The sequence below is a fragment of the Stenotrophomonas sp. WED208 genome (assembly GCF_040984485.1).
Taxonomy (GTDB): domain Bacteria; phylum Pseudomonadota; class Gammaproteobacteria; order Xanthomonadales; family Xanthomonadaceae; genus Stenotrophomonas; species Stenotrophomonas riyadhensis.
The window spans coordinates 1,847,555-1,861,659 of record NZ_JAZARB010000001.1 but is presented as its reverse complement, the minus strand read 5'-3'; the positions used below and the strand labels follow the sequence as shown (position 1 = coordinate 1,861,659).

At 65.7% G+C, this 14,105-nt stretch carries 11 protein-coding genes; 1 reads left to right on the top strand and 10 read right to left on the bottom strand.

The annotated features are described in order from the left end of the window. Positions 1-26 precede the first annotated feature (26 nt). From tssI to VPH47_RS08270, 10 genes are all read right to left on the bottom strand, one after another. Positions 27-2,918 (bottom strand): type VI secretion system tip protein TssI/VgrG, encoded by a 2,892-nt coding sequence (tssI, locus tag VPH47_RS08315; RefSeq protein WP_368850487.1) that lies wholly within the window; start codon positions 2,916-2,918, stop codon positions 27-29. Positions 2,919-3,038: 120 nt separating this feature from the next. Further along, complete coding sequence (locus tag VPH47_RS08310; RefSeq protein WP_008268344.1) at positions 3,039-3,389, bottom strand: hypothetical protein; 351 nt, start codon at positions 3,387-3,389, stop codon at positions 3,039-3,041. 22 nt (positions 3,390-3,411) lie between these two features. Further along, positions 3,412-6,165, bottom strand: coding sequence for a type VI secretion system ATPase TssH (gene tssH, locus VPH47_RS08305; RefSeq protein WP_368850486.1), 2,754 nt, complete (start codon positions 6,163-6,165; stop codon positions 3,412-3,414). Positions 6,166-6,231: 66 nt separating this feature from the next. Further along, positions 6,232-7,323 (bottom strand): type VI secretion system baseplate subunit TssG, encoded by a 1,092-nt coding sequence (gene tssG / locus VPH47_RS08300; protein ID WP_110712663.1) that lies wholly within the window; start codon positions 7,321-7,323, stop codon positions 6,232-6,234. Continuing rightward, positions 7,287-9,122 (bottom strand): type VI secretion system baseplate subunit TssF, encoded by a 1,836-nt coding sequence (gene tssF / locus VPH47_RS08295; RefSeq protein WP_153856123.1) that lies wholly within the window; start codon positions 9,120-9,122, stop codon positions 7,287-7,289. Before tssF ends, tssG begins: the two co-directional genes overlap by 37 nt. After that, on the bottom strand, positions 9,122-9,610 hold the full coding sequence (gene tssE, locus VPH47_RS08290; protein WP_057496761.1) for a type VI secretion system baseplate subunit TssE: 489 nt from the start codon (positions 9,608-9,610) through the stop codon (positions 9,122-9,124). The genes tssF and tssE overlap by 1 nt, the downstream gene beginning before the upstream one ends. A gap of 126 nt (positions 9,611-9,736) precedes the next feature. Then, a complete protein-coding gene (locus tag VPH47_RS08285) occupies positions 9,737-10,234 on the bottom strand; it encodes a type VI secretion system tube protein Hcp (protein WP_006465355.1) in 498 nt (165 codons plus the stop codon). Positions 10,235-10,380: 146 nt separating this feature from the next. Beyond that, the gene (gene tssC / locus VPH47_RS08280; protein ID WP_110712666.1) at positions 10,381-11,871 is read right to left on the bottom strand and encodes a type VI secretion system contractile sheath large subunit; all 1,491 of its coding nucleotides are present in this window, start codon (positions 11,869-11,871) and stop codon (positions 10,381-10,383) included. Between the two features lie 3 nt (positions 11,872-11,874). Further along, positions 11,875-12,375, bottom strand: a complete 501-nt coding sequence (tssB, locus tag VPH47_RS08275) for a type VI secretion system contractile sheath small subunit (protein ID WP_110712667.1) — start codon at positions 12,373-12,375, stop codon at positions 11,875-11,877. Positions 12,376-12,405: 30 nt separating this feature from the next. Then, positions 12,406-13,014, bottom strand: a complete 609-nt coding sequence (locus VPH47_RS08270; RefSeq protein ID WP_228756418.1) for a tetratricopeptide repeat protein — start codon at positions 13,012-13,014, stop codon at positions 12,406-12,408. A gap of 254 nt (positions 13,015-13,268) precedes the next feature. Here VPH47_RS08270 and tssJ point away from each other — a divergent pair, with 254 nt between their 5' ends. Then, positions 13,269-13,895: a type VI secretion system lipoprotein TssJ gene (tssJ, locus tag VPH47_RS08265; RefSeq protein ID WP_368850485.1), complete on the top strand. Its 627-nt coding sequence runs from the start codon at positions 13,269-13,271 to the stop codon at positions 13,893-13,895. The last annotated feature ends 210 nt before the right edge of the window (positions 13,896-14,105 follow it).

Here is a 14,105-nt window from a genome sequence, read left to right as displayed (position 1 = left end):
TTGTCGCGCCGCAGCGGTCTGCGCGCTTACGCTTCGTCGTTGAGGTAATAGCCTTCGTGCTTGGTTTCACCGTCGCCGACGAAGAGATGGATGTTCTGCGGGCCCTTGGTCACCACCTGCTCGGTTTCACCCTGCGCATTGGTAGTGCCTTCCCGCGTACTACCATCGGGCATCACAAGCACGTACGGTGAATTCGGCATTGGCTTTCCCGCGAAATCGCGAAGCACGTACTTGAGCTTGTAGGCGTCAGCTGGATTAGGAAGTACCAGCGGTGCGTTGACACTCGCCGGCCCCACCCACTCCCGCTGGCTCGCCTTGAATTCCACCTTTCCCGGCGCGCCCAGCTCGATGTTGTCGCCTTCGATGCGGATGTAGGCACCCGCCGCCGTCGCCAGCAGGTGCTTGCTCGGTGCCGACAGCTGCACGTCCGCTTCGGTACTGGCGATGCGCACCTGCGTCTTGGCCGCCACGATCGCCTGGTTCTTGTGCGCGCGCGCACTCACCTTGCCCTGTGCCGCGTGCAGCGCGATGCCGCGCTCCTGGTTCGGGCTTTCGCCACTGGGCTGCACGCCCGCGGCGTACAGCACCAGGCCGCCGGCCACGGCCATCGTCAGTGAGCCCTGCGTCATCCAGTTCAGCGCCACGCCGCTGGCCAGGGTGGTGTGGGTGCCGCTCACCCAGACCTGGTCGGCGGGGGTCAGGCTCAACACGCCGGCCACGCCACTGCCCAGCAGCACCGGTGCGCTCCAGCCGGGCGCTTCGCCGTCGCCGCCCGCGATGCTGCCCGCGGCACTGCCGCTGTGGGTGGCACGCAGCGCTTCCTGCAGCTCGGTCAGGGTGGTATCGACCGGCAGCTCTTTCGGGTCACTCGGCAGCTGCGCCTGCTGGTTGGCGGCCGATTCTGCCAGCTGCTGCAGCAGCTGCTGGCTTTCCTGCAGCTGGCTCAGTGCCTGCGGCGCCGCCATCTGAGGCGTGCCCTGCTCGGTGGTCAGCAGCAGCCCGCGGCCGGCGCGCAGCGCGCCCTGGGCCTGCGTGGCCAGCTCCACGCCGAAGCCGCGCTCGCCCTCGCGCACGTTGTCCTGGCCTCCCTTGAGGTGCCCCAGGGTGAGCGTGGTCTCGTGCTGGGTGGTGGACAGCTGCGCGCGGCCCTGCCCGGGCGTGTCGTCGAAGCGCAGCTGCTGATACCCACCAGTGCCGCCCTGGCTGTCGGCCAGCGCCTGGCTCTTGAAGCCGATATACACGGCCGCGTGGTCATTGCCCTCGAACCAGGCGGCGGCGTTGCCGGTGGCGTTGGCGCCACCGCCGTTGATCTGGTTGTGCTGCGCATCCTGCTGGCCACGGCCGTTGTAGACCGCACCGACCACTACCGGGCGATCGATGTCGCCTTCCAGGAACGCCACCAGCACTTCCTGCCCACGGCGCGGCAGCACCACGCCGCCCCAGTTGTCGCCAGCCCAGGGCGTCATCACCCGCACCCAGGTCCAGGCGCCACCGTTGGCCGGTGCATTGTCATCGCCACCGGGGTGGGCCTGGCCGCTGCTGGCGTTGCCGCCGCGCTGCCACGGGAACTGCACCTTGATGCGGTGATCGCGGTCGGACAGCAGCGGGTCACCGTCGCTGACCACGATGGCACTGAGCGTGCCGGTGATGGTCGGCCGCGGATGCAGGTGTGCACCATGGCCGTCCCCAGTCTGTGGCCGGTAGCTCACCTCGGAGGGAATGGCCACGAAGCGGTTGTCGTAGAACGCGGCGGACACGTCATCGGGCGCATCGCCATAGGCCAGCCCGGACAGTGCGCCAGGCAGCGTCGGTACGGTGACGCTGGCCGGTCCGAGGGTCTGTTCCAGCGCGTCGAACACGTCGGCATCCAGGTTGTTGCGCGCCTGGTGCCGCACCGACAGGCACAGGAACGACGCGTCCTCGCCCACCTGCGGATGCTGCGACAGGCCGAAGCGCGCGCCCGGCGCCAGCGCTCGCCACTGGCCGGCGCCTTCGATCGTGTGCGCGCGCACGCGCAGCGCATCCAGGTGCTGCTGTGCGCGACGCTGGCCGCGGGCGTTGTCCTGCCAGCCATACGGGCCGCAGGTGTCGCGGTCGACGATGCCCAGGTCGTTGCCCTGCCCGGCCTCGGCACTGGCCTGGCGGCGTTCCAGGGTGCGGTAATCCCAGGTCGCACGCTCGACCTTGCCCGGCCGCCAGCGGTGCGCGGTCGACCACTGCTGCACGCTGTCGCTGCGCTCGCTCTCGTCACGGCGGTGGAAGCGCACGCTGCCCAGTTCGGCCGTGTCATGGCTGTGGTCGACCAGCACCAGGGTGTGCGTGCCGAAGTCCGCGCTGCCGGGCTCGCCGGCATGCTCGAACCAGTAATAGATGCCCTCTTCGGCCAGCAGGCGCTGGACGAAGGCCAGGTCGCTTTCCTGGTATTGCGTGGTCAGGCTGCGCCGCGCGTACTGGCTGGCGTCGCCCAGCGACCAGCGCCAGGCCGGTGCCAGTCCGCCGTAGTCGGCGAACAGGTCCTCGACGATCTCGACCACGGTCTTGTCGTGGAAGACGTAGCTGTCCACCCGCTGCGAGAGGAACGCCAGCCACGGCTGCAGGCGCAGCCGGTAGCGGGCCAGGCCGCCATTGCTGCCCAGCCGCTCGGCGGCGGTGATACGGCCATGCAGCGGACGCAGGCTGCCGTCGGCCTGCTGCAGCTGCAGCAGCGCGCCCTGCCCGATCAGCGGCGCCAACTGCAGGCCGGCGTCCAACGACAGGGCGGTGATCGTCCACTGGAAACCGATGCCGTCGATCTGCTCGACGCCATCCAGGGTTTCGGCCACCAGCACGTCGCTCCCCAGCGACGTGTGCAGCCGCAGGAAGCGCTGTGCGTGCGAAGGGCCGGCCAGCGCGGCCCGCAGGTTGTTTACCAGATCCATGGTGCTTCCCCGGCTTCCCGTGCTTCAAGGTGGTCTGCATGCGGCATGCGCATCGGTGTACTCCGCTTCCCGCTTCCGCGCGGCCTGCGCCCCTGCAGGGGCGACAGGCACGCACGGCCATCAGGCAGCCTGGACGATCTCTTCCAGCTGCAGGCGCACGCCTTCGCTGATCTTCAGGCGGTAGTCGCGGCCACCGGCGGTGATCTGCAGTTCGCGCACGTTGCTCACCAGCTGCGGCTTGCCGACCACCGGGGCATCCATGTGGATGCGCCAGGAACCGCGGCTGATCTGCGCGGCGATGTTGCGTGCATCCTGGCGGGCGGCCGGCACGGCGGTGTCCAGCAGTTCGATCACGTGCTCCGGGCGCAGGCGGTTCCAGGCACGCACACGGTCCAGTTCACGACCCAGGCCCAGTTCCAGGCTGTCGCAGTGGTTGAGGGCGGCTTCGCGGTCAAATCCATAGAATTCCATAGCGTTCTCCTTTTGCTCAGTGTCAGGACACTTTGTATTTGAAGTCACCCTTCTTGCCGGCGGTGACCTTGATGGCGTTGATCCGGTTCCCCTCGGCCATTGCCGCCAGCACGCTCTCGGCGATTTCCGGCAGCAGGGTTCCGTTGAGGATGTGGTCAACGTTGCGCGCACCCGAGTCCACTTCGGTGCAACGTGCAAGCACGGCCTCCACCAGGCTGTCGTCCCAGCTGAAGGTGGCCTTGTGGTTGGCGATGACGCGGTCGCGGATGCGGCCGAGCTTGAGCGTGATGATCTGCGCCAGCACGTCATCGTTGATGGGGTAGTACGGCACCACCTTCAGGCGGCCCAGGAAGGCCGGCTTGAAGGTGCGCATCAGCACCGGGCGCAACGCATCGGACAGCGCTTCGGCACCCGGGATCTCTTCGGCCGGCTTGTTCAGGCAGGCCTGCATGATCTGCGACGAGCCGATGTTGGAGGTGAGGATGATGAGGGTGTTGCGGAAGTCGATCTCACGACCTTCGGCATCATCCATCATGCCCTTGTCGAACACCTGGAAGAACATCTCCAGCACGTCCGGATGGGCCTTCTCGACTTCGTCCAGCAGCACCACGCTGTAGGGATTGCGGCGCACGGCCTCGGTCAGCACGCCACCTTCGCCGTAGCCGACGTAGCCAGGCGGCGAGCCCTTCAGGCCGGACACGCTATGTGCTTCCTGGTACTCGCTCATGTTGATGGTGACCAGCTTGCGTTCACCGCCGTACAGGATGTCGGCCAGCGCCAGCGCGGTCTCGGTCTTGCCGACGCCGGACGGGCCGACGAACATGAACACGCCGCGCGGCTTGTTCGGATCTTCCAGCTTGGCGGTGGCGGTGCGCACGCGCTGGGCAATCGCGTCCAGCGCATGATCCTGGCCGATCACACGCTCGACCAGCAGGTTGCCCAGCGTGCGCACGGTACGGATTTCGTCCTTGACCATGCGTCCGAGCGGCACGCCGGTCCATGCCGAGACGATCTCGGCCACGACGGTGCCATCCACCTGCAGCGGCACCATCGGGGTCTCGCCCTGCAGCTCGCGCAGCTCGGCCTGCAACCGCGCCAGTTCGGCGTGCTGCGGCGAGAGTTCCGGCTTGGCCTTGCCACGCTTGGCGGCCGGCTTGGCCACGGCGACATCACCGTCGCCCTCGTCACTGGCCGGCTCGGCCTCACCCGACGCGGCTTCGCCCTGCTCCATCTGCTGGCGCAGTGTGGCGATGCGGCCGGCCAGGTCACGTTCGCGGCCCAGGCGTTCTTCATTGCTGGCCAGCACGGCCTGCGCTTCGGCCTGCTGCGCATGCAGTTCGGCCAGGCGCTCCCCATGCTGGTCACTGCCGCCAGCGGTCTCGCGCTGCAGTGCACCGATCTCCGCCTGCAGGCGGTCCAGGTGCTTGCGGGTGTCTTCGATGATGGCCGGCGTGGCGCTCTGCCCCAATGCCACCTTGGCGCACGCGGTATCGAGCACGCTCACCGCCTTGTCCGGCAGCTGGCGACCGCTGATGTAGCGGTGCGACAGGCGCACCGCCTCGGTCACCGCCTCATCCAGCACGCGGATGTTGAAGTGCGATTCCATCAGCCCGACCATGCCGCGCAGCATCGCCGCGGCCAGTGCCTCGCTCGGCTCCTCGACCTTCACCACCTGGAAGCGACGGGCCAGTGCGGCGTCCTTCTCGAAGTACTTCTTGTACTCGCTCCAGGTCGTGGCAGCGATGGTACGCAGTTCACCACGCGCCAGCGCGGGCTTCAGCAGGTTGGCTGCATCGTTCTGGCCGGCAGTACCGCCAGCACCGATCATGGTGTGGGCTTCATCGATGAACAGGATGATCGGGTGAGGGCTCTTCTTGACCTCGTCGATCACGTTCTTCAGGCGGTTCTCGAACTCGCCCTTGACGCTGGCACCGGCCTGCAGCAGGCCCATGTCCAGGGTGTGCAGCTCCACGCCCTGCAGCACGTCCGGCACATCCTTGTCGGCGATGCGACGGGCCAGGCCCTCGACCACCGCGGTCTTGCCGACGCCGGCTTCGCCGGTGAGGATCGGATTGTTCTGGCGGCGTCGCATCAGGATGTCGATCACCTGGCGGATCTCGCCATCGCGGCCGATCACCGGATCGATCTTGCCCTCGCGCGCACGCTGGGTCAGGTTGGTGGTGAACTGATCCAGCGCCGGCGTCTTCGACAAGCCGCCCTTGGCCTCAGCCGGCGCCGCGTCGTCGCCCTCGCCGGCTTCACCGCCGGCCGAAGCATCGGCGAAACGCACGGTCTGGACCGCTTCCTGCGAGCCCTCGGTGAGCTTGGCGAAGTCGTGCTTGAGCTCATCGCGCTTGAAGCGCACGAACAGCTTCGAGCCACGATAGGCCAGCTGGGCCAGATCGGGCTCGGTCAGCAGCGCCAGCAGCAGGTGGCCGCTGCGGATGCGGGTGGTTTCCGAGTCCAGCGAGGCGATCAGCCAGGCGTGCTCGAACAGCTTCGGAATGTGCTGGGAGAACACCGGCGTGCGGCTGTTGCCGGTCTTGAACTGGCTGATCTCATCATTGAGATCGCGCTCCAGCGACTCGGGCAGGATGCCGCTGCGCCGTGCGATCAACACGAAATCGCTCTGCGGCTGCTCGAGCAGCGCCAGGAACAGGTGCTCCAGGTCGACCTCGTAGTTGCCGCGCGCCATGCACAGGTTCGCAGCGCGCTCGGCCGCCTGGCGGCAGGTGTCGTCCAGCTTGCTGATCAGGGTTTTGAGGTTGATGCTCATGCGGAAACGCGCACTCCTTGCTGGAACCGTTCGGGGGCCGGCGGCACCAACACCACCGGCACGATGTCATTGCAGCGTGTGGATGCCATACGTGGTGTCCTCACGCGGGGTTGCCTGTGGCGCGGTGCACAGGTAGCTGTCCCAGCCCAGGCGCACACCGCCGCCCATGCCGAGTGAACTGCCCTCCACATCTTCCGCGCGCAGGACCAGGCGCACTTCGTATTCGAGGATGCCGCCGGTCAGCAGCGACAACCACTTGGACAGCGCTTCGGCCGCACTGCCGCCCGGCAGGAAGGCATCGAACTGGTCACGGCGCAGCGGGCCGATGCGCAGTCGCAGGCGCAGGTCGCGCTGCCAGACGCGATCGCCGGCCAACGCGCTGGCGCCCAGCACGGCATTGGCCTGGCCCAGCCGCGTGGCCTGCCCGGTCGGGACCCGGTACCACGCGCCCACGAACTGCTCCAGGTGCAGCGGCACCTGGAAGTAGTCCGACAGCACGCGCTGCATCAGCGCCGCCGACACCGGTCGCTGGCGCACTGCGCCCGCGTAATAGGCCACGGCCTGGTCGAAGATCTCGCCCTCGCCTTCGTGCAGGCGGTCGCGCAGCTCGCTCATGCCCATGCCGAGCAGCGACAGCACCAGCGGCAGGAAGCGCTCGCGGCGATCCAGCTCGTACTGCAACGCCAGGCGATGCTTCTTCCAGGCAGCGTAGTGCAGCGATACCGCACGGGTGGAGAAGATGTCCAGGAACGCACGCGCGGTCCGGTCGCGCTGGTACAACTCCCGAAGCTGCAGGGTTTCGGTGTAGTGCAGCGGCAAGGCGCCGGCGGTGCCGAGCAGGCCCATGAACTGCGGGGTCAGGTGGACTTCAGCCAGCTCCTCGCCATGCAGGGCCTGTTCGATGGCCTCGCGATCCTGCAGCCGCTCGCCCTTGAGCGAATACACTTCGCCCTCGGCCGACAATTCGGTGGCCGGGAATCCGAGCGACAGCGAGTTGCGGAACCGCACGCGCATCGGCACGGCCTGGCCGGGCTTGACGCCCTGCCGCTGGAACACCTGCTCAAGCAACCGCACCGCCTGGAAGAACTGGAAGCGGTGCGGTTCGGTGAGCAGCTGCTGGGCTACGCCAGGATCGATTCGCCGCTGCGCGCTGGGCATCGGACGATCTCCTCCCCGCTGTCGCCGGAAACCAGCACCAGTCGGGTAAAGCTGTTGGCATGCACGTAGAGTGCGAAGAAGTGGTCCATCACCTGGGCGAAGGCGGCCACACCGGTGCCCACGAAATGGGCTTCATTGATCGTCAGGCGGATCTCCAGGCCGCGCACCACCGAGGCGAACTGGCGGCCGTGCATCCAGGTGGTCACCGGCGTCTGCTGCAGCTCGAGGATGCCGTCGATCTGCCGCGCCGAGACGTTGCTGCCGGACAGGTCGTACAGGCGCAGCATCTCCTTCAGCGCAGGCAGGCCACTGGCGGTCAGCGACAGCTGGTTCAACGACAGATGCGAGATCAGGCGCCACTGGGCGTTGCGGCCGTGACGGAAACGCAGCGGCTTGGTCGGCTTGCGCAGCAGGCTGATCGCCTTGGCCGGGCTGCCACCTTCGATGCTCAGGTCACCGCCCGCCACACCGAAGGCCAGCTGGTTGGGCAGGTCCCGGTTGTTGCAGGTCAGTTCCAGGCTGACCGTATCGGTCTGCGGCAGCACCGGGTTGAATGACAGGTCGACGAAGCTGATCTCGGTCTCGAAGCCCGGGCTCTGCCGCGCCACGTCCTCGTCACGGCGCGCCACCCAGTACTGACCGGTGCGCTCGGGGTCTTCCCCGTGATGCAGCGAATAGAACGGGCGGAAGGCCTGGATCAGCTCACCCTGCGGGGTCTGCCGGATGCGATGCACCGAATCGATTGAGTGCACTTCATAGGCGAACGCGCGGCGGGCATCGGCCAGCACCGGGTAGTTCACCGTACGATGGGTGACACGGATCGGCTCGCCACTGGTGCGGAACAGATTGACGATGGGCGTGCACCCCAACCGCACGTTGTGCACACCCAGCTCGTCCAGCACCATCGTGTTGCCACGGTCCTGGCCGTGCGCCTGCAGCACCAGATGCAGGGTGAAACGGCGGCTGGCACCTGCCGTCACCGAGGGCAGGTGCAGGTCGACGAAGCCGAACTTCTCCGGATAGGCGAACAGCTCGGTCAGCAGGCGATAGGCAGGATGCGAACGCGCCGGGAAATCGATCAGCGCCTCGTCATCGGCAAACCCAACCGCGCTCAACGGCACCTTGTCGAGGCGGCGCCAGCGACCATCCCCGTCGGACTCGACGTATGCCGCCTTCACCCCCAGCATCAGCGCATCACGCAGGGCCGCGCGCACCGAGGGCTCGCCATCGAGGAACAGGCGCAGGTGATCGGTTCCCAACTGGTGGAAACCCAGCTGATCGGACAGCAGCTGGAACCCCATCGAGATCTGGCCACCGGTTCCGGCCGGCAGCGTCGTGGCCATCGGTGCATCGGCCACACTGCGGTAGACCACCTGCTGCACGCCGATCGGCGCGAGCACGACGTCGTAGGCAGTGCGGAACTCGCACGGTACGCCACGCACCGGCCGGCTCTGCAGGGCGGTGCCGCGTGGCACGCGCACCGGCGCACTCAGCTTGGATGCCACCCCCTCCAGGTCGAAATGGGCAATCGAACAGGACGGGAACGGCCGCAGGTAGTGCGGATAAAGCACGTCCAACAGCGCGTCGGTGAATTCGGGATAGTCATCTTCGATGCGCTTGGACACGCGCGCACTGAGCAGCGCGAAGGCCTCGATCAGGCGCTCGACATGCGGGTCCTGGCTGCCCTCGGCGGAGAGCTGCAGGCGACCGGCAATCTTCGGGTAGCGCTCGGCGAACTCGCGCCCGTAACGGCGAAGGTAGCCAAGCTCGCGTTCGTAGTAAGGCAGCAGGTCCTGCATCAGGCGGCCTGCGTGCGGCGTGCGCGGGTGACCTGGTACTGCAGGGTCGAGGGTTGCAGCATCGCGTCGAAGCTGACCGGCTCGCGTGCAGGCTCCAGGTCGAGCAGCGCATGGATGGTGAAATGCAGCCCACCGGCGAACTGGTTGCCCGCGTCCAGATGGACGTTGACGTTGCGCAGGCGGCGCTCATGGCGCGCCACCGCCTGCTCCAGCGAGCGGCAGATGGCGGCACGATCGTAGGCGTTGGCCAGGCTCATCGCGGAGAAGTCCGCCAACCCGTAGGTCAGCAGCGATTGCCGGCAATTGGGGAATTCCTTCATGTCGCCTTCCTGGAACGCGGCGCGCGAGTTCAACAGCCCCTCCAGGTCGCGGGCGATGGATTCCTTGTACTGCTCCAGCGAGACGGACTTGAATACCGGCCCGGCGCCCGGTTGCTTGGGGGCGTCGTCGAACAGTTTTTCCAGCAGGCTGGGTTCGAGTCCCTTCATTGGTCGATCCACTCAGGTTCGGCATCCGTGCGGGCGGCAGCGGTGCAGCAAAGGCAAGGCCGCTCCTGGCCCTGCCCGGCGATCAGACTGCGATGGCGCACGAGGCGCCATCGCAGCGACACAACATCACACGGTGTAGTTCGGGATGTTCTTGGTTGCGCTCCACTGCGCCACGGTCTTGCCACCAACTCCGCCTTCCGGCTTCTGCTGCTGGTAAGTCCACTTGATGGCGCCGAAGCTCAACTGAACAACTTCCTGCGGCATGCCTTCCTTGTCCACGGTCGTGGTGACGCGGTGGACCAGCACGTTCAGCAGCTCGACCGTGTAGTAATTGATCGCGTTGCCGTCCTTGTCGGCGCGCATGAACTGGATCTGCGCCTTCGGGAAGGTGGTGCCGTTGGAGGCGGCCTGGTTGAGGGCCGTGGAGGCGAGGTCGATCGACTTGGTGATTTCGATCGGGGACAGGTTCACGCGGGCTGCGGTGGTGCCGCCGGAGGTCGACGCGGTGGCCGAACGCGGCTGCAACAGATCCTGCGAGAACGACTGGATTTCGATCCAGTCCTTGTGCTTGTCGTCGTGCGACTCGCCCTTGATGGTGTCAATCGAGAGGAAAGCGTGCTGCATATCTGGTCTCCTAAATTCCGTTCTTCCGTGAGATTTGATGTGCCAGGCGCGGGCCTGGCGGTTAAGGGGGGCTACGCCCTCTTGAAATAAGCGTCACTGCAATCCGGGGAGCGGACTCCCCTGGACGCTTCAGTTACAGCAAATCGTTACGACTTTTTCGCGGACGCCGGCAGTTCGGCGACCAGACGCAACGAAACAGACAGCTCATCGAGCTGGAAATGCGGCCTGATGAAGGCCACCGCGCGGTAGACACCAGGCTTGCCCGGCACCTCCGAAACCTGCACAGAGGCTTCACGCAGCGGGAACTGCGCCTTGGCTTCCTGCGAAGCGTTGTCGTCCAGCAACACGTACTGGGCGATCCAACGGTTCAGGAATTCCTCGACGTTGCCCGCCGAAGCGAAGCTGCCGATCTTCTCGCGCATCATCGCCTTGAGGTAATGGGCGATACGCGAGACCGCGAAGATGTACTGCAGCTGGGCAGACAGGATCGCGTTGGCATTGGCCGAATCGGTGTTGTACTTCTTCGGCTTCTGTGCCGACTGTGCGCCGAAGAACGCGGCGTAGTCGGTATTCTTGCAGTGCACCAGCGGCATGAAGCCGAGGTCACTGAGTTCCTTCTCACGACGGTCGGTGATGGCCACCTCGGTCGGGCACTTCAGCGCCACTTCGCCGTCGTCGGTACGGAAGGTATGGGTCGGCAGATCCTCGACCAGGCCGCCACCTTCCACGCCGCGGATCGCTGCACACCAGCCAAAGCTCTCGAACGCCTGGGTCAGCCGGGCGCCCATCGCGTAGGCGGTGTTGCACCACAGGAACTTGCTGTGGTCGGCCGCTTCGATCTCTTCGACGAAGTTGAAACCCTCGACAGTGGTGCCGTCCTTCGGGTTGTACGGCAGGCGCCCCAGGAAGCGCGGCATGGTCAGGCCGACGTAGCGGCTGTCCTCGCTCTCGCGGAACGACTTCCACTTGGCGTACTCGACCGTGTCGAACACCTTGGCCAGGTCGCGCGGCTTGCCCAGGTCGGTGAACGTCTCCAGGCCGAACATGCCTTCGCTGGCGGCGGAGATGAACGGCGCGTGCGCGGCAGCGGCGACGTGCGACATCTGCTCGATGAAGTACATGTCCTCCGGCTGGCGGCCAAGGAAATAGTCACCGATCAGGGCGCCGAACGGCGCACCACCGAAGGTGCCGAACTCCTCTTCATAGACCTTCTTGAACAGCGCGCTCTGGTCGAAATCGATGGCCGACTTGAAGTCCTTGACCAGATCCTTCTGCGGCGAATTGAAGACCTTGATCTTCATGTTCGGGCCGGTGGAGGTCTGCTGGCACAGGTAGTGCAGGCCCCGCCAGCTGCCTTCCAGCTTCTGGAAGGCTTCCGCATGCATGACCGCGCTGAGCTGCTCGGAAATGATCCGGTCGATCTCGGCGATGCGTGCATCAAGGGTGAGGTTGAGGTTGTCGGAGACCACCACGGTACCGTCCAGGACTTCCTTCGCCAGCGCGGCGATGATGTCCTTGGCACGATCATGTTCGGTCTGCGACTTGGCGACCTTGCTCTTCTCGACGATCTGGTCGAGCAGGCCCACCTCTTCGGCCACGGCGGCCTGGGTGGCCAGTTGGCTGGCTTCGGCTGACATCGATCAGTCCTCCTTGGTCACGCCGAGCTTCTTCAGCTGCTCGGTGTTGTTGAGCACATCGGTCAACAGGTCTTCCAGCTTCTCGTTGCCCGCCAGCTTGTTGCGGAGATCGGCCAGCTTGGTGCGCGACTCGAGCAGGCGCCGCAACGGTTCGATCTGCTGGACCACCGCCTCGGGGCGGAAGTCGTCGATGGAATTGAACTTCAGCTCGACGCCGAACTCGCCACCGTCGTCGCTGATCTTGTTCGGCACGCGATAGACCGCGCGGGGTGCGACGCCTTCCATCACTTCATCGAAGTTGTCCAGATCGACATTGACGAACTTGCGATCCTTGACCTTCGGCAGCGGCTGTTCCGGATTGCCACTGAAATCGCCCATCACGCCGACCACGAACGGCAGTTCCTTCTGCTCGATCGCGTCACCCTTCTCCACATCGTAGGTGAGCTGGACGCGCGGCGGGCGGATCTTCTGCAGCCGCTTCTGGATGCTTTCCTTCTTGGCCATGAGTGTCTCCTGACTGGGGCCGGTTCCGGATCAGTTGCCGATGTTCTGGAACGGATCGGAGGTGTTCGAGCGGGCAGCGGGCTTGGCCGGCTGCGTCGCGGCGGGCTGGGCAGCGGCGGCGGGAGCCGCGGCACGGCCTGCACGGGCGCGGCTGCGCGGCTTGGGCTTGGGCGTCGGGTCGAGAATGGCGTCACCCATGGTGTTGCGCAGGGTGGTGGCCAGGGTCTGCGCTTCCTTGCGTGCGGTGTCCGACGCCAGTGCGCCACGGCCCTGCAGGCGGGTCAGCGACTGGTTGGCGACACGGAAGCCGGCGACGGTGATCACACCATCGGCCACCAGATCATTGGGATCGCGCTGGAGTACTTCCTCGGCTGCGACGATCGCGCGGGCGTACTGGCCCTGGTCGAACTGCAGCTGTGCGATGCGTACCCACGGCTCCTTGCGCGTCGGGTCGGCCTTGGCCGCCAGTTCGAACGCACTGATCGCGGCATCGGCGCCGCCAGTGGTGACCTGTGCTTCGGCGTTGCTCAGCGTCGTTTCGAACGGCACGACCTCGGCCTTCTTCGGCGCCGATGAGCAGGCCGCCAGGCCCGACAGCAACATCAGCGCGAACATCGGCCGGTACACAGCCTTCCCCATTGCCTTCACTTCCATAGTGATCCCTCGTCGAAATTAGTTCCTCAAGGAAGCCGAATCTCCGCCGATACAACGCACGGGATTCCTGCCCCTGTCGGCGGCAGTGTACATTCGCGAATACGCGTCGGTATAGTGAATTTCGTCAAGAATATGGCGAATTTGATAGACACAACCTTCACATCCCGATGTGATATCCGCGAGCAGAAAGTACTTATACGCTCAATTTTCGCCCCGCATCCCGAGCCGACCGACCGCACATGAATGCGCAACTTTTCTCATCCCATCGCGTGATATCCGTCACGATTTTGTCCCTGGTCATGTCCACGTCCCTGACCGGTTGTGCCAGTGACAGCAAGCTGGGCAAGGCGATGGACAAGACCCTCCAGGCCGTGGGCATCCGCGAGGGCAAGCCCGAGGCGCCCCCCACCATTCCGCTGCGCCTGTACGCCGGCAGCAACCTCAACGCCGGCAACGACAAGCGGGCGACGGCCGCGGTGGTCAAGGTCTACCATCTGCGCAGTCTGCAACGCTTCGAACAGGCTCCCTTCAACGCTTTCCTCGACCAGGCCGGCGAGCAGGCTGCACTCGGCGCGGACCTGCTTTCGGTCAACGAGGTCGTACTGACCCCGGGTGCCCGGCAGGAATTGTCCGAGCAGCTGAGTGAAGGAAGTGCAGTGCTCGGCGTTGTCGCCCTGTTCCGCGCTCCGGCCGAGAATCGCTGGCGGCTCGCGTTCGACACCAAGGGCAAGACGCTTCCGCAGGATGGCGTCACCATCGGCGTCCATGCCTGTGCCCTGACCAGCGACAGCAAGGCGCTGTTGACACGTATCTCCGGTGATCCAGGCAGTCTTGCATCCATCCGTTGTGCAGGCGCGAAGAAGTAGCATCGCGCCGGAATTCTGGCACTCGAATTCATCGATGCGATAGTATCCTCAGCGCAACGATTGCCCTGTTCGTTTGAATGTGCGATGAGATTCACATTTTCACATTACTGAAAGGGCATGCGCCACTGCGGGGCGCGAGAACGTCGGAACCGACCCGCAGCGGCGACTTTTTCAAGCTATTTCCAAGGATTGAACGTGGCTTATGTAAGC

What these genes read in the sequence shown, in the direction of transcription:
- tssI (WP_368850487.1), bottom strand. Translation starts at nt 2,918, where the DNA reads ATGGATCTGGTAAACAACCTGCGGGCCGCGCTGGCCGGCCCTTCGCAC.
- VPH47_RS08310 (WP_008268344.1), bottom strand. Translation starts at nt 3,389, where the DNA reads ATGGAATTCTATGGATTTGACCGCGAAGCCGCCCTCAACCACTGCGAC.
- tssH (WP_368850486.1), bottom strand. Translation starts at nt 6,165, where the DNA reads ATGAGCATCAACCTCAAAACCCTGATCAGCAAGCTGGACGACACCTGC.
- tssG (WP_110712663.1), bottom strand. Translation starts at nt 7,323, where the DNA reads ATGCCCAGCGCGCAGCGGCGAATCGATCCTGGCGTAGCCCAGCAGCTG.
- tssF (WP_153856123.1), bottom strand. Translation starts at nt 9,122, where the DNA reads ATGCAGGACCTGCTGCCTTACTACGAACGCGAGCTTGGCTACCTTCGC.
- tssE (WP_057496761.1), bottom strand. Translation starts at nt 9,610, where the DNA reads ATGAAGGGACTCGAACCCAGCCTGCTGGAAAAACTGTTCGACGACGCC.
- VPH47_RS08285 (WP_006465355.1), bottom strand. Translation starts at nt 10,234, where the DNA reads ATGCAGCACGCTTTCCTCTCGATTGACACCATCAAGGGCGAGTCGCAC.
- tssC (WP_110712666.1), bottom strand. Translation starts at nt 11,871, where the DNA reads ATGTCAGCCGAAGCCAGCCAACTGGCCACCCAGGCCGCCGTGGCCGAA.
- tssB (WP_110712667.1), bottom strand. Translation starts at nt 12,375, where the DNA reads ATGGCCAAGAAGGAAAGCATCCAGAAGCGGCTGCAGAAGATCCGCCCG.
- VPH47_RS08270 (WP_228756418.1), bottom strand. Translation starts at nt 13,014, where the DNA reads ATGGGGAAGGCTGTGTACCGGCCGATGTTCGCGCTGATGTTGCTGTCG.
- tssJ (WP_368850485.1), top strand. Translation starts at nt 13,269, where the DNA reads ATGAATGCGCAACTTTTCTCATCCCATCGCGTGATATCCGTCACGATT.